Source organism: Streptomyces sp. NPDC012769 (genome assembly GCF_042901205.1).
In the GTDB taxonomy this organism is placed as follows: domain Bacteria; phylum Actinomycetota; class Actinomycetes; order Streptomycetales; family Streptomycetaceae; genus Streptomyces.
On the sequence record NZ_JBIBCP010000003.1, the window covers coordinates 1,005,005 to 1,022,908 of the forward strand.

The following is a 17,904-nucleotide window of genomic DNA, read 5'->3' on the forward strand; positions in this document are numbered from 1 at the left end:
AGGAGCGCGCGTGAACCACGGCACCTGGGAGCCGAGCCCCGCCGCTCGCTGGGAGGACGCCTTCCTCGCCGGCAACGGGCACCACGGCGCGCTCGTGTACGGCGACCCCGCCGACGACCGCGTCATCGTCACCCACCACCTCCTCGTCCGCCCGAACAACGCCCCCCAGGACACCCGGCCCCCGCGGCTCGCCGACCGGCTCGCCGCCGTCCAAGGCCGCCTTCTCGCCGGGGACCCCGACGCCGGCGACACGTTCACCGACCACCGGCCGCTGCGCTGGCCGCGGCCCTTCCACCCGGCCTTCCAGACCCACCTGACCGCGCCATCGGGGCCCGCCCGCGGCCCGTACCAGCGCGCCGTCGACTTCACCACCGGCGTGGTGACCGCCACCGACGGTCCGCGCCGCAGCGACGTCTTCGTCTCCCGCGCCGACGACGTCGTCGTCCAGCGGATCACGGCGCCCGGCGAGCGGGCCGAGCTGTGCCTCGACCACCGTCTTCCGGCGGCGCCCGCGGACCTCACCGTCGACCGGGGCACCCACCTCACCCCGTACGGCGCCCTGCTCACCCTGCGCGTCGGCTACGGCGGGCACGGAGCCGGCAGCGGCTACACCGGAGTCACCCTCGCCGTCGTCGACGGCGGCACGACCGCGCCGCACGCGGCGGGCGTGCGGTTCGAGGGCGCCCGGGAGCTCCTGCTGCTGACCCGGGTGAGCCCGTACGAGGGCCGGCCCGACGCCGACGGCACGGCGGCGGCCCTCGCCGCACTGGCGCACGGCACGGTGGCCGCCACCCACGCCCGGCTGCTCGACCGCCATCTCGCCCGGCACCGCACCGCCTACCGGCGCGTCGCCCTCGATCTCGACGCGTCCGCCGAGGAACGCGCCCTGCCCGGCTCGGAACTGCTGCGCCGCCCGGCCGGCCCCGCGCTCCTGGAACGGCTCTTCGCCGCCGGGCGCCACCACCTGCTGTCCTCGGCCGGGCTGCTGCCGCCCCGGCTCACCGGCCTGTGGACCGGCGCCTGGGACACCGCCTGGTCCGGCGCCTTCACCCACGACGCCAACCTCAACCTGCAGACCGCCTCCGCCGTCGCCGCGGACCTGCCCGAAGTCACCCGGGCCCAGCGGCACCTGATCCTCGGCCGGCTCGACGACTGGCGGGACAACGCCCGTGAGATCTTCGGGGCCCGCGGAGTCGTGGCACCCGCCCACACCGACGGCGTCTCGGGACACGCGTACCACTTCAGCCGGGAATACCCGCTGCACGTGTGGACCGCGGGAGCCGACTGGCTCCTGAAGCCGCTCGTCGACCACTCCGAGACCCACGGCGTCCGCGACCCCGAGGTGACCGCCGTCCTCGCCGAAGTCGCCGACTTCTACGAGGACTTCCTCACCGCCGCCGGGCCCGGCGGGCGGCTCGCCGTCGTCCCCTCGTACTCCCCGGAGAACCGTCCCGTGGGCGGCGGATGGGCCGCCGTGGACGCCACCATGGACCTCACCGCCGCCCGCCACGCCCTGCTCACCGCCGCCGACCACCACCCCGGGCCCCGCGCCGACCGGTGGCGCGCCCTCGCCGGCCGGCTGCCCCCGTACCGGATCAACGCCGACGGCGCCCTCGCCGAATGGGCCGCGCCCGGCCTCGGCGACCGCTACGACCACCGCCACCTCAGCCATCTGTACGCCGTGTGGCCGCACGAGGAGATCAACCCCTACGACACCCCCGCCCTGGCCCGCGCCGCCCACCGTGCGCTCGTCCTGCGCGGCGCCGAGAACGCCTCCGCCCACGGCCATCTCCACCAGGCCCTGATCGCCGCCCGACTGCGGGACCCCGCGCGCGTCGACGCCGCCCTCCACCGGCTGCTGACCGGCGGCTACTTCCACGTTTCGCTGATGAGCGCCCACTACCCGGACCTCGACGTCTACAACGCCGACGCCGCTCACACCCTGCCCGCGCTCCTCATCGAGACGCTGGTGCAGTCCACTCCGGGCCGCCTGGTGCTGCTGCCCGCGCCCCTCGCCGCCTGTCCCTCCGGCCGGCTGACCGGCATCCACACCCGGTTCGGTGCCACCGTCGATCTCCACTGGTCCCCCGGGGGCGGCACGGCCCTGGTCCGTCCGGCCCGCTCCGTACGCATAGAGCTGCGCACACCCGAAGGGGCGGGCCCGCTCGAGCTGCGCGCCGGCGAGGAGCACACGGTGAAATTCGGATGCCCCCGGCCCGCCCGTGTCCCTAGCCTGACGCCATGGACAGCGGACCCACCCTGGTGAACGTCATCGACGTGGAGGCCACCTGCTGGGACGGGCAGCCCCCGCCCGGCGCGGTGAGCGAGATCATCGAGATCGGTCTCACCGTCGTCGACCTCACCGCCCGCCGCCGCGTCTCCCGGCACGGGATCCTGGTGCGGCCCGCCCGCTCCGAGGTCAGCGCCTTCTGCACCGAACTGACCGGCCTCACCCCGGCGCAGGTCGCCCGAGGCGTCGGCTTCGCCGAGGCAGGCCGCCTCCTCGCCGACGAGCACGACGCCCGGCGGCGCCCCTGGGCGAGCTGGGGCGACTACGACCGCAAACAGTTCGACGCCCAGTGCCGGGCCACCGGGACGCCCTACCCCTTCGGCCGCCCCGCCGAGCGCGGTCACACCAACGCCAAGGCCGTCTTCACCGAGGCGTACGGGCTCCGCAGGCGCCCCGGCATGGCGGGCGCCCTGAAGATCGCCGGCCTGCCCCTGGAGGGCCGCCACCACCGGGGCGAGGACGACGCCTGGAACATCGCCGCCCTCGTCCTCGACCTCGTCGACCGCGGAGCCTGGCCGCGCGAGAAGCGCCTCTAGCGGCCCGCCCGGCGCTTGTTCCACACGTCGAACCCGACCGCCGCGAGCAGCACCAGACCCTTGATGACCTGCTGGTAGTCGGTGCCCACACCGACCAGTGACATGCCGTTGTTGAGGACGCCGAGCACCAGCGCGCCGATCACGGCGCCGGTCACCTTGCCGATGCCGCCGCTCATCGACGCCCCGCCGATGAACGCGGCGGCGATGGCCTCCAGCTCGAAGTTGAGACCGGCCTGCGGCGTGCCGGCGTTGAGCCGGGCCGCGTAGACACAGCCGGCGAGCGCGGCCAGCACGCCCATGTTCACGAACACCAGGAACGTGACCCGGCGGTCCTTCACCCCGGACAGCTTCGCCGCCGCCTTGTTGCCGCCCAGCGCGTACACGTGCCGGCCGATGACCGCGTTGCGCATCACGTAGCCGAGAGCGACGAGCAGCACGCACATCACCAGCATCACCACCGGCACGCCGTGGAAGCTGGCGAGGGTGAGGGTGAAGGCGACGACGGCCGCCGTGATCGCCACGCACTTGAGCACCCACAGGCCGGTCGGCAGCGGGTCGAGCTCGTACTCCGCACGCCGCCGCCGGTCCCGCGCCTCGCGCACCAGCAGGGCCACCACCGCCACCAGGCCGAGCAGCAGCGTGGGGTTGTGGTACTGCGTGTAGGGGCCCATCTCGGGCAGGAAGCCCTTGGCGATGTTCTGGAAGCCCTCGGGGAACGGGGCGAGCGAACGGCCCTCCAGGAAGATCTGGGTGAGACCGCGGAACAGCAGCATCCCGGCGAGCGTCACGATGAACGACGGGATGCCGAGGTACGCGATGAAATAGCCCTGCCAGGCGCCGGCGGCCGCCCCGACGAGCAGCGAGAGGAGCAGCGCGAGCAGCCAGGGCATGTCGTGGCGGACCATCAGGACCGCCGCGAGCGCCCCGACGAACGCGGCCAGCGAGCCCACGGACAGATCGATGTGACCGGCGACGATCACGATCATCATGCCCATGGCAAGGATGAGGATGTAGCTGTTCTGCTGGATCAGGTTGGAGACGTTGTTCGGCAGCAGCAGCGTGCCGTCGGTCCATATCTGGAACAGCACGACGAGGAAGGCGAGCGCGACGAGCATGCCGTACTGGCGCATGTTCGCCCGCAGCCCGGCGACGAGCAGCGCGCCCGCGGACGGGCGGTCCGGCCGCCCGGTGGGGGCGTCCTGCGCGGAAGGGATCGTGGTCGTCATGTCGGGGCCTCAGCTTCCGCTCAGGGTCATGTGGCGCATCAGGGTTTCCTGGGTGGCGTCGGCGCGGGCGACCTCGGCGGTCAGCCGGCCCTCGGCCATCGTGTAGATCCGGTCGCACATCCCCAGGAGCTCCGGCAGCTCCGAGGAGACGAGGAGCACCGCACGCCCCTCGGCGGCGAGCCGGTCGATCACCGTGTAGATCTCGTACTTGGCGCCGACGTCCACACCGCGGGTCGGCTCGTCGAGGATCAGCACCTTCGGGTCGGCGTGGATCCACCGCCCGAGGACCACCTTCTGCTGGTTGCCGCCGGAGAGCCGGCCGACCTCCTCGAGCACGGTGGGCGTCTTGATGTTCAGGCTGCGGCGGAAGTCCTCGGCGACCCGCCGCTCCCGGTGCTCGTCGACGGTCCCGCGCCGCGTCATCCGGTGCAGCGAGGCCAGCGAGATGTTGCGGTGCACCGTGTCGACCAGGTTCAGCCCGTACCGCTTGCGGTCCTCGGTCACATAGGCGAGGCCGGCCGCGATCGCCTCCGGGACGGTCGCCGTGCTCGCCTCCCGGCCGTCGACGGCCACCGTGCCGGCCACGTACCGCCCGTAGGAACGCCCGAACAGCGACATCGCGAGCTCGGTGCGACCGGCCCCCATCAGCCCGGCGATCCCGACGATCTCTCCCCGGCCCACCGTCAGCGACACGTCGTCGACGACCGTGCGCCGCCGGTCGACCGGGTGTCGGACCGTCCAGCCGCGCACGCGCAGGGCCTCGCGACCGGCGTCCGCGCCTCCGTACGGGGTCCGCTCGGGGAAACGGCGGTCGAGCGCGCGCCCCACCATGCCCCGGATGATCCGGTCCTCGGAGACGTCCGGATCGGCGTCCGGCGTGGCCCGGACCGTCAGCGTCTCGACCGTCCGGCCGTCGCGGAGCACCGTCACCGTGTCGGCGACGCGCCGGATCTCGCCCAGCTTGTGCGAGATGACGACACAGGCGATCCCCTGGGCGCGCAGCTCCAGGACGAGATCGAGCAGGGCGGCGCTGTCGGCGTCGTTGAGGGCGGCCGTCGGCTCGTCGAGGATGAGCAGCTTCACCTCCTTGGCGAGCGCCTTCGCGATCTCCACCAACTGCTGCGCTCCGACGCCGAGTTCCGAGACCGGCGTGTTCGGGTGCTCGCGCAGCCCGACGCGCCGCATCAGCCGGGACGCCTCGCGCATCGTCGCCGCCCAGTCGACGACCCCCCTCCGGGCGCGCTCGTTGCCGAGGAAGAGGTTTTCGGCGATGGACAAGTGCGGGACGAGCGCCAGCTCCTGATGGATGATCACGATGCCGTGGCGTTCGCCGTCCCGGATGTCCCGCAGCGCGAGGGGGCTGCCCTCGAAGAGGATCTCGCCCTCGTAGGAGCTGTGCGGGTGGACGCCGCTGAGCACCTTCATCAGGGTGGACTTGCCCGCGCCGTTCTCCCCGCACAGGGCGTGGACCTCGCCCGGGAGGACGGTCAGCTCCACCCCGTCGAGGGCCTTGACCCCGGGGAAGGTCTTGGTGATCGACCGCATCTGAAGCACCGGAGGCCGGCTCATGACAGCTGTCCCGCGGTGAAATACCCCTCGCGGACGAGGAGCTGGGTGTTCGTGCGGTCGATGCTCACCGGGTCGAGCAGATACGCCGGGACGGTCTTCTTCCCGTTGTCGTAGTCCTTCACGTTGTTGACCTCCGGCTTGCGGCCGTTCAGGACGGCGTCGCCCATGGCCACCGCCCGGGCGGCGAGCTTGCGGGTGTCCTTGAAGACGGTCTGGGTCTGCTCCCCGCGGATGATCGACTTCACCGAGGCGAGCTCGGCGTCCTGCCCGGTGACCACGGGCAGCGGGTGGCCGGGAGTGCCGTATCCGGCGCTCCTGAGCGCGGAGATGATGCCGATCGAGATGCCGTCGTACGGGGAGAGGACCGCGTCGACGCTCTCGGAGCCGTAGTTCTTGCTGATGAGGTCGTCCATCCGCCGCTGCGCGGTGCCGCCGTCCCAGCGCAGGGTGGTCGCCTGGTTCATCCGGGTCTGCCCGCTGCGGACGACGAGCTGCCCGCTGGCGAGGTACGGCTGGAGCACCTTCATGGCGCCGTTCCAGAAGTAGCGGGTGTTGTTGTCGTCCGGGGAGCCGGCGAACAGCTCGATGTCGTACGGCTTGCCGCCGGTCCTCGCCGGGGCGCCGAGCCGCAGCTTGTCGACGATGTAGCGGGCCTGCAGCTCGCCCACCCGCTCGTTGTCGAAGGAGGCGTAGTAGTCCACGTGCTCGGTGCCCATGATCAGCCGGTCGTACGAGATCACGGGGATGCCCGCGTCGTGGGCGCGCCGCAGGACGTCGGTGAGGGCCGAGCCGTCGATCGCGGCGACCACCAGGAGCCGCCGGCCCTTGGTGATCATGTTCTCGATCTGGGCGATCTGGTTCTCGACCTTGTCGTCGCCGTACTGCAGATCGGTCTGGTAGCCGGCCTTGCGGAACTGTTCCGCCATGTTCTCGCCGTCGGCGATCCAGCGCTCGGACGCCTTGGTCGGCATGGCGAGGCCGATGGTGCCGCCCTTGCCCTTGTCGGGCTGGTAGCGGCTGCCGCCCCGGGCCTCTTGGCCGCAGCCGGCGAGCAGCAGGGTGAGCAGTGCGGCCGCGGCGGCGGCGCGCAGCGTGGGGGTGCGCATGGATCAGTTCCCTTCGGTCGCGGGGAATCGGCGGAGCTCGCCGGGCAGCCGGGAGCCGAGCGGGGACATGCCGCCGCCGGCGCCGTGCCGGGCCAGCAGATCGAGGACGAGCCGGCCGCGCCGCACCCGCTCGCGTGCGGTGGCGAGGGCGTGCTCGCGCAGATGGGCGCCGTACGGGTAGATGCCGGCCGCCCGGCTCAGGCCGAACTTCAGATAGAGCGGCGCGCCACGCCGGATCAGCTCGGCCGTCTCGTACATGCGGACGTAGCCGCCGAGGTCGTCCGGTGCCTCCACATAGAGGTCCATCGGCGCGCGGCTGACCCGCCGGATCTCCGTGAGGTGGGCGAGCGCGAGGTCGGAGGGCACGTTGAGCGAGTCGGCGCCGATCCGCTCGTACAGCGCGTACGAGGCCGGATTGACCGGGCCGATCAGCGCGGACACCTTGAACGTGGTGTCGGCGGGCAGCACGCCTTCGGTCCGCAGCCGGTGCAGGGTCCACAGCACGCCCTCGTCGGCCACGAGCAGACAGCGCACACCGAGTTCCGTGGCGCGGACGGCGTCCTCGACGCAACCCGCGAGGGCGTCGTGGCCCCGGGCCCGCAGCCCGGCCCCGCCGGAGTCGGTACGGGTCGCGGCGCCGATGTCCCAGGTGCCGCGCGGTCCGGTGAACAGGCAGAGCTCCACGGAGCGTTCGCCGCAGGCGTCCACCATCTCGGTGATCTCGTCGTCGGTGAGCATCCACACGCCGCTGCCCTGGCTGATCCGGTGCACCGGCACGTCGAGCCGGGTGCTCTCCTTCAGGACCTCGGCGAGGGCCTCCGGGGTCTCGACGGACGGGATCTCCGTGCGCCAGGTCCCGCCGTCGGGGAAGGCGTGCGGGGAGGTGTCGGCGGCCTCGGCGGCGGGGACGGGATGGCCGATCCGGGCGAGCGCGGCGGCGCCGGGCCGCCGGGGTGGGGCGGGCAGAGCTGGCAGAGCGGTCACGGGAGGAACCCTTCCGTTCGAAATTTCGGACGTTGTTCGCGTCTGGCGGCACACGGCCGCACGCGGCCGGTCCCGCACCCGTCAGGGGAGCAGCAGCACCTTGCCGGTCCCCGGATCGTCGTCGCCCACCAGGGCGAGGGCCTCCGCGAACCGCTCCAGCGGGAACTCGTGACTGATCAGCGCCGCCGGGTCCAACAGCCCCTCGCCGAAGGCGGCCACCGCCCCCGCCCAGTCGGCGGAAGACGCCCCGAAGACGCTGCGCACCTCCAGCTGGCTGACCGAGAGGTGGACGGGGTCGATGCCGACGGCCCCCGCCGTGAACATCCCGGTGAGCACCACCCGTCCGCCCCTGCGGGCGAGCAGACAGGAGGAGGCGGCCGTGGTCGGCGCGCCGGCCGCCTCCACCACCAGGTCGAAGCGGCCGTGGGCCGCGGCCTCCGCCTCACCGGGCTTCAGCACCTCGGTCGCGCCCTGCCGCAGTGCCTGCCGCCCGCGCACCGCCCGGGGCTCGATCACCGTCAGCGAGGCGGGCGCGGAGGCGGCGAGCAGCTGGACGGCGAGCAGGCCCAGGATGCCGGCGCCGACGACCGCGATCCGCTCGCCGGGTCGGGGGCGGCCGGCCCGGACGGCGGCGGCCACCACGGCGGCCGGTTCGAGCAGCGCGGCGGCGCGCAGATCGGCCTCGTCGGGCAGGAGGTGCAGCAGTCGTGCGGGGACGACCACATGGTCGGCGAAGGCACCGGGCTCGGTGAACCCCGTCTCGGCGTACCCGCCGGTGCACAGACTGGTCTCGCCGCAGCGGCACCGCTCGCACGTGCCGCAGCTGCGGAAGCCCTCGGCGACCGCCTTGCGGCCCACGAGCGCCTGGTCCGCGCCCGGGCCGACGGCCTCGACGGTGCCCGCCCACTCGTGGCCGGGCACGACGGGATACCGGACATAACCGGGGGCGCGCCGCCCGTCGTACACCTCGCGGTCGCTCCGGCAGATCCCGGCGGCGGCCACCCGCAGCCGCACCTCGCCGGGGCCCGGAGCGGGGACCGGGCGGGTGACCAGCCGGTGCTCCCCGGGCTCCGGGACGAGCACCGCCCGGCTCACGCCCGGTGCCGGTGCCCGGATGGGGACCGGTGCCCCGGATGCTCCAGGAGCGACGCTCACTTGGGCGCCCTCCGCTCCCAGCCCTCGGCCCACAGGTCGAAGCGGGCGCGCTGCTGCGGGAACTCCGCGGCGGCGTCCACGTCCAGCTCGACGCCGAGCCCCGGCGCGTGCGAGATCTCGAAACAGCCGGTCTCCGGGTCGACCCGCGGCGCGCCGCGCACGATCCCGGTGATCTCCGCGTCGGCGAAGTCGTTGAAGTGCTCCAGGATCTTGAAGTTCGGCGTGCAGGCGGCCAGTTGCAGCGATGCGGCGGTGAGCACCGAACCGCCCACGTTGTGCGGGGCGACCATCACGTAGTGGGTCTCGGCGGTGGCGGCGAGCTTGCGGGTCTCCAGGATGCCGCCGATGTGCCCGAGGTCGGGCTGGATGATGTCCGCCGCCTGCGACTCGAACAGCTCGCGGAACTCGATCCGGTCGTGGATCCGCTCCCCGGTCGCGATCGGCAGGTCCACCTTGTCGGCGACCTTCTTCAGCGCCTTGAGGTTCTCCGGCGGCACCGGCTCCTCCAGCCAGGCAGGACGGAACGGCGCCAGCTCGCGGGCGAGCCGTACCGCCGTGGCGGGGGAGAAGCGCCCGTGCATCTCCAGCATCAGCTCGGTGTCCGGGCCGATCGCGTCACGGACCGCCTCGATCAGGGAGACCGCGTAGCGCGAGCGCTCGGCGTCCAGTTCGAAGTGGCCGTTGCCGAACGGGTCGATCTTCAGGGCCCGGTAGCCGCGCGCGACCACCTCCCGGGCCGCCTTGTGGTAGGCCTCCGGGGTGCGCTCGGTGGTGTACCAGCCGTTGGCGTAGGCCTTGACCCGGTCGGTCACGCGTCCGCCGAGCAGCTGCCACACGGGCACGCCGAGCGCCTTGCCCTTGATGTCCCAGCAGGCCGTCTCGATCACGGCGATGCCGGACATGACGATCTCGCCGGCCCGGCCGAAGTCCCCGTACTTCATCCGCCGCACCAGGTCCTCGACCGCGAACGGGTCCGAGCCGGCGATGTGGTTGGCCTCGGCCTCGCGCAGATACCCGAGCAGGGCGTCGGTGTGGCCGAGCATCCGGGTCTCGCCGACCCCCGTCAGGCCCTCGTCCGTGTGGACGAGGACATAGGTGAGGTTCCTCCACGGCGTTCCGACGACATGAGTGGTGATTCCCGTGATGCGCACGGCACGTGCTCCCTGCTGTTCGAGATATCGTCAGACGTTCGAAATGGTGGCGTGACCGTATGCAGCCGTCCCCGGGCTGTCAATGGCCCGCACGGCCATTGCCCGTGAACCACCGCCTGGTTAGCCTGAGTTCGTCATACCGGCCAATGGTCGGAATCTCGAACGGACTGAGGGGCGGGGTGGCGGCCATGGGGCGTCTCGTACCGGCGGTGACCAGGGCATTCGACATACTCGAACTGTTCCTGCAGAGCGACGACACCCTCTCCGCCCCGGAGATCACCCGGAAACTCGGTCTCCCGCGCACCACCACCCACGAGCTGCTCACCACCCTCGCGGCCCGTCACTACCTCACCCCCGTGCCCGAGCAGCCCGGCCGCTACCGCCTCGGCCTCCGCACCCACCAGCTCGGCAGCCGCTACGCCGAACAGCTCGACCTCGCGGCCGAGGGACGGCGCGTCGCCCAAGAGATCGCCGAGACCTGCGACGAGACCGTCCACGTCGCCGTCCTGGAGGACCTGGACGTCATCTACATCGCCAAGGTCGACTCCACCCACGCCGTCCGCATGGTCTCCGCCGCCGGCCGCCGGCTCCCCGCCCACTGCACCTCGGTCGGCAAGATGCTGCTCGCCTCGCTGCCCGAGGCCGAGCTCGACGCCCGTATCGACGGCCGCGAACTCGCCGCCATGACCCCGCGCAGCATCACCGACCACGGCTCGCTGCGCACCGAACTCGCCGCGATCCGCGCCCGCGGCACCGCCACCGAGCACCGCGAGTCCAACCCCGACGTCTCCTGCGTCGCCGCGCCCGTACGGGACGGCTCGGGGCGGGTCGTCGCCGCCCTGTCCATCTCCGTGCCCGTCATCCGCTGGAGCGAGGAGCGCGAGACCGAACTCACCGCGCTCGCCGCCCGCGGCGCCGCCGACCTCTCCCTGCGCCTCGGCCACCGGACGGCCCTGCGATGAACATCGAGGTCGCCGTGCGGGCGGACGCCGCCCTCGGCGAGGGACCCACCTGGGACGCGGCCGCCGCCCGCCTGATCTGGGTCGACGTCCTCGGCTCGCGCGTCCACGCCTACGCGCCCGCCGACGGCGCCCGCACCGTGACCGACACCGGGCAGCACGTCGGCGCCGCGAAACCCCGTACGGGCGGCGGACTCGTCGTCAACCTCAGGGACGGCGTCGGCCGCTACGACACCGACGGCACCTTCTCCTGGCTCCACCACGAGCCCGTTCCCGGCCGCCGGGGCAACGACGCCGCCGTGGCCCCCGACGGCAGCCTGTGGGCCGGCACCATGCGCTACGACGAGCGGGCGGGCGGCGGCGACCTCGTCAGGATCACCCCCGACGGCCGCGTCACCCCGCTGCTCACGGGCGTGACCGTCAGCAACGGCATCGGCTGGAGCCCCGACAACCGGCTCGCGTACTACATCGACAGCCCGACCCGCAGGGTGGACACCCTCCGGGTGGAGGACGGCCGCGTCGTCGAACGCCGCCCCTTCGCTGCCGTCGCGGCGGACGCCGGATTCCCCGACGGGCTCGCCGTGGACGCCGAGGGCTGCGTCTGGGTCGCCCTGTGGGACGGCGGCCGCCTGCACCGCTACACACCGGCCGGCACGCTCGACCGCATCGTCCCGCTGCCGGTGCGCCGGCCGACCGCCTGCGCCTTCGGCGGCCCCGGGCTGCGCGACCTGTACGTCACGACCGCCCGCACCGGTCTGACCGACCCGGAACCCCTCGCCGGCTCCCTGCTGGTCCTCCCGGAGATCGGGCAGGGGCTGCCGGCCACGGCGTTCGCCGGCTGACCGACCGCCCCCGCCCCTCCCGTCGGGTGTCCCTCCGGGGCCGTGCTCAGTTCATCGTCGAGCCGATCGTCGTCGAACCCGTCGTGAGGAACCTCGTCGCCGGCAGCGAGCCGTCCGACCTCCGCGCCCCGTACGCGGTGGTCGGATCGGTGGAGACGAAGGCCGGGGTGGCGATGCCCGCGTCCCAGTTGTTGCCCTGCGACACCACCGAAGAGCCCTTGCTCACCATGCCCGAGCCGTTGGCCACGGCCAGGTTCCTGCCCAGCCGGGCGGCACCGGTCGCGAAGTAGTAACCCCACTTGCCGTTCGCGTACGCCGTCGTCCGGTTGATCGCGATCGCGCCCTTGTTGCTGTTCTCGGTGAAGCCGTTCCCCGCGTTGGACCAGGCCGCCGCGTTGTTGACCACATGGGCGACGACCTCGCCGTCCCCGCCCAGCTTGTAGCCGTTGCCGTCGCCCGCGAAGGCGGAGTCCGACCAGCGGTTCCGGCCGTTGCCCCAGGCCCAGGTGTGCTCGATGGTCACCGGGCTGGACCAGGACCACAGGTCCACACCGTCGTCGGAGTTGTCGAACAGCCGGGCCCCGGTGATCAGGTTGTTGCTTCCCGAGCCGAACTTGATCGCCAGGCCGTCGGCGTTCTCCCCGTGGTTCGCGGCGTCGTAGTGACCGTAGGAGTCCAGGTTGCGGACGGTGTTGCCGTTGGTGTCGGCGCCGGTGAGGGTGAAGCCGGAGTCACCGCCGTTCCTCGTCGTGATCGAGTTCCACACCGTGCCGGTGCAGGAGGTGCAGACGACCGCGCTGTCCGGGGAGTTCTGGAAGGTGAGGCGTGAGACCGTCCAGTGGTCGGCGGTCAGTTTGAAGATCCATGAGCCGGCCGGCAGGTTCGAGCCGTCGATGACGACCTTCTCCGCGCCGTACGGCTCCAGCCGGATCGGCGCGGAGGCGCTGCCGTTCGCCGTGGACTGGAGGGTGGCGCTCGGATAGTAGGTACCGCCGCGGACCTGGATGACGGTGCCGGGCGTGGCGTTCCTGACCGCGTTGGCGAGATCAGTGGAGGTCGACACGACGAGGGTCGCGGCCTGGGCCGGGGCGGCGGTGAGCACCCCGACTCCGGCGCCGGCAGCGAGCACGGACAGGGCGGTGGTCACGCGCAGGGCGGAGCTCTTGACGGTGGTGCGAGACATGAGTGCGGCTCTTTCTCGTGAGGGGGGTCGTCAGAGGGGCGGATCGTCCGGGGGAGCTCAGGGGGCGGATCGTCGGGGGCGGAGCGTGGTGCGCGGGTCCCAGTCCCCGAGATACGCGGCCCGGGTTACGGACGCGGCCTGCCCGGCGGTCAGCTGGGGCCGGTCGGCGGGGACGGAGATCTCGGCGCCCGGACCGGTGTTGCGGTACTCGGCGAAGCGCTGCCGCTGCCACGGGAAGGCCTCGCGCATGTTCGCGTACGGGGCGACGGCGTCGATCCCCGGACCGAGCACGCTGTCGCGCACCACCAGCGACGGCCAGGCCGTCGGGTCCGAGCCCGGCACCCACGGCCTGGCCAGCTTGTAGAAGCCGTCCGGTGCCTCGCTCGTCACCCGGCAGCGGGACGCGAGGAAGCCGTACGGCGTGGTGCGCGCGGTCGACGGCGCGAAGACGAAGCCCAGCGGCGCGTCCGCCCGGTCCTCCCGCAGCAGCGTGTGGAAGCGGCAGTGCTCGAAGACCGCGGTCGCCCGGCCGAAGACGAAGTCGACGTCGCCCTCGACATGGCAGTGCGCGAAGTACTGCCGGGCGACATGGGACAACGCCATCGAGTCGGCGTACAGGGTGTCCTGATGGCCGAGGAAACGGCAGTGCCAGAACGCCGACCGGTCGCCCTGCACCTTCAGCGCGACCGCCTGCGTCCCGCTGTTGCCGGGCAGGTCGCCGCGCAGGAAGTCGTTGGCGAAGGTCACCCGGTGGGCGGTGAAGCCGTCGGCCTGCACGGTGGTGGTCGCCGACCCGGTCGTGCCGTACGGGGTGCCGTCGGGGCGGAGCGTACCGGCCGCGTTGTCGTACACCACGACGACGTCCCGGGCGTCCTCGCCCGCCCCGATCCACGTCATGTCCGCACGGGCCGGGCCCACCGCGACGGTCTCGCGGTACGTGCCGGGTGCCAGGACCAGCGTCCAGCCGGCCCCGTCGGCGGCCGACACCGCCGCCTGGACCGTGGTGTGGTCGCCGAGGCCGCCCGGGTGCACGTACAGCGTGCGCGCGGTGAGCCGCGCGGCGGGCGACCCGAACCGGCCGAACGGACCCGACGGGCCGCGCCGTTCCCGTGCGCGCGCCGCGGCGGGCGCGGCGAGGGCGAGCGTGGCGCCGGCGCCCGCGGTGAGCAGGGCACGGCGGCTGAACGAAGGCATGACGGAGCTCCTTCGGAACGGGGGAGGGGAAAACAGGTGGAGACAGGTGAGAGCGGGCGGGAGCGGGCGGGAACGGGCGGGAGGGTCAGCGCAGGGCGCGGCCCGCGCCCGCGCGGTGTCCGACCAGGCCCGGCACCGCCTGCGGCCGGTCGACCCGGACGCGCAGCGTGGGCGTCCAGCCCGCGTCCGCGCGCAGCACCTCACCGGGGAACTCGGCGTTGTGCACGGCGAGCAGATCGACCGCACGGCCGTTGACGAAGTTGCCCGACGTGGTGACCGGAGCGTCCTTCCACTTCTTGAGGATCTTCCCGGCCGGGACCCCCTCGGCGAGCGTGAACGCGTTCTTCTCCGCGACCAGCTGCGACTCCTGCCCGATGCCGAGCGAGTACGCGTACGCGGAACCCGGCACCACGAAGTGGTTGTTGTACGCGTCGACCTTGCCGAACCGGACCCGCGGCGCCCGCTCGACGACGTTCCGGAACAGGTTGTGGTGCAGGGTCACCCGCAGCTTCCCCCGGTCCGTGGCGCCCGCGCTGTCGCTGTTGCCGATCATCAGCGTCTTGTCGTGGTCGGCGAACACGTTCCACGAGGCCGTCACCAGGTCCGCGCCCCGCACGATGTCCAGCTCGCCGTCGTGCCGCTGGTACAGCTCCCCGTAGTACGACGGCAGGGAGGAGTCCGGGTGGGCCCCGTCGGTGAACGTGTTGTGGTCGATCCACACGTGGGTGGAGCCGTACACGACCATGCTGTCGTACTCGGAGTTCCACGCCCCCGTCACCCCGTCCGTGGGGTCCCACTGGGGGAAGCAGTCGAGCGGGCTCTCCAGGGTGAGGTTGCGGACGATCACGTTGTCCACGCCCGTGATCTGCAGGCTGCCCCCGGTGATGCCGGCCGAACGGCCGACACCGACGATCGTGGTGTTGGCCGGCACCTTCACCTTGATCGCCTGGCCCTGGCGTGCCGCCGACGCCGCCCGCAGGTCCTCCTGGGGGCCGCTGACCTCCTTCTCGTACCCCCACACCTCCGGGTCGTACGCGGCGAGGTAGGCGCCGAAGTCGTAGCCCGGCTCCTCGAACGCCGCGCAGCCCGCGGCCGTCGCGTCCAGCGTGCCCATGACCCGGACGATCCGCGGCTCGGTGCCCGGCAGGGCGAGCGCCGCCCGGAACTCCTCCCAGGTGGAGACCGTGAGGACCCGGGAGGCGACGGCCGCGGAGCCGCCGGTCGTCCCGGTGCCCTCCGAGGCCCAGCCGTCACCGGCGCCCAGCACGCCCCGCTCGGGGGAAGACGCCCCGTACCCGCGCCGCTCGGTCTGTCCGGCCTGCTCGGCCTGTCCGGCCCGTGCGACCGGCCCGCCCTGCTCGGTCTGCTCGGCCTGCGCATACGGCACCGGGCCGGCGACCGCCGCCGCCAGGGCGACCGCGCCCGCCGCCCACACCTTCCCGCCGTGCCGTGCTCCCCGTGCTTTCCCGTTGTGACCCATGCTCAGCTCTCCTCCGAGTAGGGCCAGGTGATCCACCCGGCGGGTATCCCGTCGTCCAGACGGCGCGTCTCGCGCGGCGCGAGGACGCCCGTGCGCAGCAGCTCGCCCGCCACCAGCCGGGCCACCTCGATCGCGCCCGGCGGGTTGAAGTGCGTGTTGTCCTGCTCGGCCGGCGTCCAGTTGAAGTACGTCTTCGTCGCCTGGGGCCCCAGTTCCTGCCACAGCGCGAGCGACAACGCCTCGACGTCGAGCAGCGGGACGTCGTCCTCCCGCGCCACCGCCCGCATCGCCGCCGGGTACTCCCCGAGGGTGCGCTGCGCCGTCCCGGCGGCGTCGAACCTGCGCCGCTCGACCGAGGTCGCGAGCACCGGCAGCGCGCCGCGCTCCCGGGCGCCGGTCACGAAGACCCGCAGGTTCTCCTGGTACGTCGTCCACGGATCGGTGCCGCGCGCCGGGTCCGTGGTCTTCTGGTCGTTGTGGCCGAACTGGACGATCAGCACGTCCCCGGGCCGTACGGCGTCCAGGATCGGGCCGAGCCGCCCCTCGGCGAGGAAGCTTCTGGTGCTGCGGCCGTTGACCGCGTGGTTGGCCACCGTGACGTCCCGGTGCAGGAAGAACGGGAGCGCCATGCCCCAGCCGGTCTCGGGCGCGGCGTCGGCGTACTTCTGGGCGGCGGTCGAGTCGCCCGCGACGTACAGGGTGCGCATACGGGTCCCCCTCGGGGCTGCGACGGCGGCCGCTGCCCCGGCCGGGGCGAGCGCGAGGCCCGCCCCGGCCGCCAGCAGACCGCGGCGGGTCACGGTCACCGGCCCAGGCTCTTCCACTCGGCCTGCGCCTCGTTCAGCTGCTCGGCGAGGTCGTCGAGGAAGTCCTTGGCGGACATCGTGCCGAGCAGCACCTTCTGGAAGGCGGGTTCGTTGTCGGCCTTCGAGATGGTGTTCCAGTCCGGCAGGTAGTACGGCAGCTGCACGATCCTGGTGTCGCCGCTGAACAGGGCCTCGGCGGCGAGCCGGGTCGGCTCGGACTGCTGGATCCAGGCGTCCTTCGCGGCCTCGGTGTTCGACGGGATGGCGCCCGCCGACCTGTTCCACTTGCTGTTGGCCTCGTGGGAGGCGGCGTACTCGATGAACTTCCAGGCCGCCGCCTTGTTCTTGCTGGAGGAGAACAGACCGAGGCCGTCCACCGGGTTGGAGACCTGCACCCGGGTGCCGTCGTCCTTGGTCGGGTTCGGGATGCCCCGGAACTTCTCCGTGCCGAGCGCCTTCACATGGTCCTGGTAGGAGCCCAGGTTGTGGTTGAGCATGCCGATCTCGCCGCTGTCCCACTGGGCGACCATCTTGGTGAAGTCGTTGTTCACGTCGGCCGCGGGGGTGGTCCGCTTGAACAGCCCGGCGTACTTCTCCAGCGCCGCCACGTTCGCCGGATCGTTGACGGTGGTCTTGTCGCCCTTCCAGAAGTCGGTGATGCCGCTCTGGCCGTAGACGGCGTCCAGGGCCTGGGCGACGGATCCGGCGCCGCCGCGGATCGTGTAGCCGAAGCGGTTCTTCCTCTGGTCCGTCAGCTTCTCGGCGGCCGTGTAGAACGCCGACCAGGTGGTGGGCTCCTTCAGGCCGGCCGCCTTGAACAGATCGGTCCGGTAGTACAGGACGCCGTTGTTGGCCGAGGTGGGGACGGTGAACAGCTTCCCCTGGCCGCCGGCCGACTTCACGCTCTCCACCATGCCCGCGTTGAGCTTCCCCTTGAGCGGGCTCGCGTCGACCCGCGCGTCCAGGGGCTCCAGGGCGTTCTGCGCGGCGATCCCGGCGAGCATGGCCGCGCCGACGCCGCCGACGTCGGGCAGGCCGCCGCCCTGGATGGCCGTGTCGTACTTGGACTGGACCTCCTTGGAGGCGATACCGACGTACTTCACCTTGATGTCGGGGTTCGCCTTCTCGAAGTCGGCGATGATCTCCTTCCATATGTCGGTGCGGACACCGCCGTTGTTGTCCCAGAAGGTGATCTCGCCCTTGCCCGAGCCCTCGCCGCCCTTGTCGCCGGCGGCGCCGCTGCCGTCGTCGCCGCAGGCGGAGACGGTCAGCGCGAGCACGGAGGTCAGGGCGAGGGCGCAGGCGGCTCTGTGCCGTCCGCCACGGAAGACGTTCATCGTCGGCTCTCTTCTCTCGGGGTCGTGCGGGGTGGGTGGGAGTACGTGGGGGTGGGGGGAGTACGTGGGTGTCGGGGAGTACGTGG

Annotated in this window: 15 protein-coding genes; 4 read left to right on the forward strand and 11 right to left on the reverse strand. The window is 72.6% G+C overall.

The features are described 5' to 3' along the window. Positions 1-10: 10 nt before the first annotated feature. Both ACFY7C_RS19925 and ACFY7C_RS19930 read left to right on the forward strand, forming a co-directional pair. Positions 11-2,266 (forward strand): glycoside hydrolase N-terminal domain-containing protein, encoded by a 2,256-nt coding sequence (locus ACFY7C_RS19925; RefSeq protein WP_389651972.1) that lies wholly within the window; start codon positions 11-13, stop codon positions 2,264-2,266. Further along, the gene (locus tag ACFY7C_RS19930) at positions 2,242-2,826 is read left to right on the forward strand and encodes an exonuclease domain-containing protein (protein ID WP_389651975.1); all 585 of its coding nucleotides are present in this window, start codon (positions 2,242-2,244) and stop codon (positions 2,824-2,826) included. Before ACFY7C_RS19925 ends, ACFY7C_RS19930 begins: the two co-directional genes overlap by 25 nt. Here the strand turns inward: ACFY7C_RS19930 and mmsB are convergent. The 6 genes from mmsB to ACFY7C_RS19960 all read right to left on the reverse strand — a co-directional run bounded on the left by mmsB (position 2,823) and on the right by ACFY7C_RS19960 (position 10,017). After that, on the reverse strand, positions 2,823-4,052 hold the full coding sequence (gene mmsB / locus ACFY7C_RS19935; RefSeq protein ID WP_389651977.1) for a multiple monosaccharide ABC transporter permease: 1,230 nt from the start codon (positions 4,050-4,052) through the stop codon (positions 2,823-2,825). The genes ACFY7C_RS19930 and mmsB overlap by 4 nt on opposite strands. Before the next feature lie 9 nt (positions 4,053-4,061). Further along, positions 4,062-5,621 carry a multiple monosaccharide ABC transporter ATP-binding protein gene (gene mmsA / locus ACFY7C_RS19940; RefSeq protein ID WP_389651980.1) on the reverse strand — a complete coding sequence of 520 codons (1,560 nt, stop codon included), beginning with the start codon at positions 5,619-5,621 and terminating at the stop codon, positions 4,062-4,064. Beyond that, on the reverse strand, positions 5,618-6,727 hold the full coding sequence (chvE, locus tag ACFY7C_RS19945) for a multiple monosaccharide ABC transporter substrate-binding protein (RefSeq protein ID WP_389651982.1): 1,110 nt from the start codon (positions 6,725-6,727) through the stop codon (positions 5,618-5,620). Before chvE ends, mmsA begins: the two co-directional genes overlap by 4 nt. Positions 6,728-6,730: 3 nt before the next feature. Beyond that, complete coding sequence (locus ACFY7C_RS19950) at positions 6,731-7,711, reverse strand: hypothetical protein (RefSeq protein ID WP_389651985.1); 981 nt, start codon at positions 7,709-7,711, stop codon at positions 6,731-6,733. Between the two features lie 81 nt (positions 7,712-7,792). Then, the gene (locus ACFY7C_RS19955) at positions 7,793-8,806 is read right to left on the reverse strand and encodes a zinc-binding dehydrogenase (RefSeq protein WP_389651988.1); all 1,014 of its coding nucleotides are present in this window, start codon (positions 8,804-8,806) and stop codon (positions 7,793-7,795) included. A gap of 56 nt (positions 8,807-8,862) precedes the next feature. Beyond that, on the reverse strand, positions 8,863-10,017 hold the full coding sequence (locus ACFY7C_RS19960) for a mandelate racemase/muconate lactonizing enzyme family protein (RefSeq protein ID WP_389651990.1): 1,155 nt from the start codon (positions 10,015-10,017) through the stop codon (positions 8,863-8,865). 188 nt (positions 10,018-10,205) lie between these two features. Between ACFY7C_RS19960 and ACFY7C_RS19965 the strand changes: the two genes are divergently transcribed. Both ACFY7C_RS19965 and ACFY7C_RS19970 read left to right on the forward strand, forming a co-directional pair. Then, positions 10,206-10,979: an IclR family transcriptional regulator gene (locus ACFY7C_RS19965; RefSeq protein WP_389651993.1), complete on the forward strand. Its 774-nt coding sequence runs from the start codon at positions 10,206-10,208 to the stop codon at positions 10,977-10,979. Next, the gene (locus ACFY7C_RS19970) at positions 10,976-11,818 is read left to right on the forward strand and encodes an SMP-30/gluconolactonase/LRE family protein (RefSeq protein ID WP_389651995.1); all 843 of its coding nucleotides are present in this window, start codon (positions 10,976-10,978) and stop codon (positions 11,816-11,818) included. Before ACFY7C_RS19965 ends, ACFY7C_RS19970 begins: the two co-directional genes overlap by 4 nt. Positions 11,819-11,864: 46 nt before the next feature. On the opposite strand, the gene ACFY7C_RS19975 is transcribed toward ACFY7C_RS19970, so the two are convergent. From ACFY7C_RS19975 to ACFY7C_RS19995, 5 genes are all read right to left on the reverse strand, one after another. Then, positions 11,865-13,001, reverse strand: coding sequence for a pectate lyase (locus ACFY7C_RS19975; RefSeq protein ID WP_389651997.1), 1,137 nt, complete (start codon positions 12,999-13,001; stop codon positions 11,865-11,867). A 57-nt stretch (positions 13,002-13,058) separates the two neighbouring features. Continuing rightward, entirely contained in the window at positions 13,059-14,195 is a 1,137-nt protein-coding gene (locus tag ACFY7C_RS19980; RefSeq protein ID WP_389652000.1) for a pectinesterase family protein, read from the reverse strand. Positions 14,196-14,280: 85 nt separating this feature from the next. Next, positions 14,281-15,675, reverse strand: a complete 1,395-nt coding sequence (locus ACFY7C_RS19985) for a polysaccharide lyase family 1 protein (RefSeq protein ID WP_389652002.1) — start codon at positions 15,673-15,675, stop codon at positions 14,281-14,283. A gap of 2 nt (positions 15,676-15,677) precedes the next feature. Then, positions 15,678-16,481, reverse strand: coding sequence for a rhamnogalacturonan acetylesterase (locus ACFY7C_RS19990; protein ID WP_389652005.1), 804 nt, complete (start codon positions 16,479-16,481; stop codon positions 15,678-15,680). Continuing rightward, positions 16,478-17,818, reverse strand: coding sequence for an ABC transporter substrate-binding protein (locus tag ACFY7C_RS19995; RefSeq protein ID WP_389652008.1), 1,341 nt, complete (start codon positions 17,816-17,818; stop codon positions 16,478-16,480). The genes ACFY7C_RS19990 and ACFY7C_RS19995 overlap by 4 nt, the downstream gene beginning before the upstream one ends. Positions 17,819-17,904 lie beyond the last annotated feature (86 nt).

What these genes read in the sequence shown, in the direction of transcription:
- ACFY7C_RS19930 (WP_389651975.1), top strand. Translation starts at nt 2,242, where the DNA reads ATGGACAGCGGACCCACCCTGGTGAACGTCATCGACGTGGAGGCCACC.
- ACFY7C_RS19995 (WP_389652008.1), bottom strand. Translation starts at nt 17,818, where the DNA reads ATGAACGTCTTCCGTGGCGGACGGCACAGAGCCGCCTGCGCCCTCGCC.
- ACFY7C_RS19980 (WP_389652000.1), bottom strand. Translation starts at nt 14,195, where the DNA reads ATGCCTTCGTTCAGCCGCCGTGCCCTGCTCACCGCGGGCGCCGGCGCC.
- ACFY7C_RS19965 (WP_389651993.1), top strand. Translation starts at nt 10,206, where the DNA reads ATGGGGCGTCTCGTACCGGCGGTGACCAGGGCATTCGACATACTCGAA.
- mmsB (WP_389651977.1), bottom strand. Translation starts at nt 4,052, where the DNA reads ATGACGACCACGATCCCTTCCGCGCAGGACGCCCCCACCGGGCGGCCG.
- mmsA (WP_389651980.1), bottom strand. Translation starts at nt 5,621, where the DNA reads ATGAGCCGGCCTCCGGTGCTTCAGATGCGGTCGATCACCAAGACCTTC.
- chvE (WP_389651982.1), bottom strand. Translation starts at nt 6,727, where the DNA reads ATGCGCACCCCCACGCTGCGCGCCGCCGCCGCGGCCGCACTGCTCACC.
- ACFY7C_RS19970 (WP_389651995.1), top strand. Translation starts at nt 10,976, where the DNA reads ATGAACATCGAGGTCGCCGTGCGGGCGGACGCCGCCCTCGGCGAGGGA.
- ACFY7C_RS19975 (WP_389651997.1), bottom strand. Translation starts at nt 13,001, where the DNA reads ATGTCTCGCACCACCGTCAAGAGCTCCGCCCTGCGCGTGACCACCGCC.
- ACFY7C_RS19985 (WP_389652002.1), bottom strand. Translation starts at nt 15,675, where the DNA reads ATGGGTCACAACGGGAAAGCACGGGGAGCACGGCACGGCGGGAAGGTG.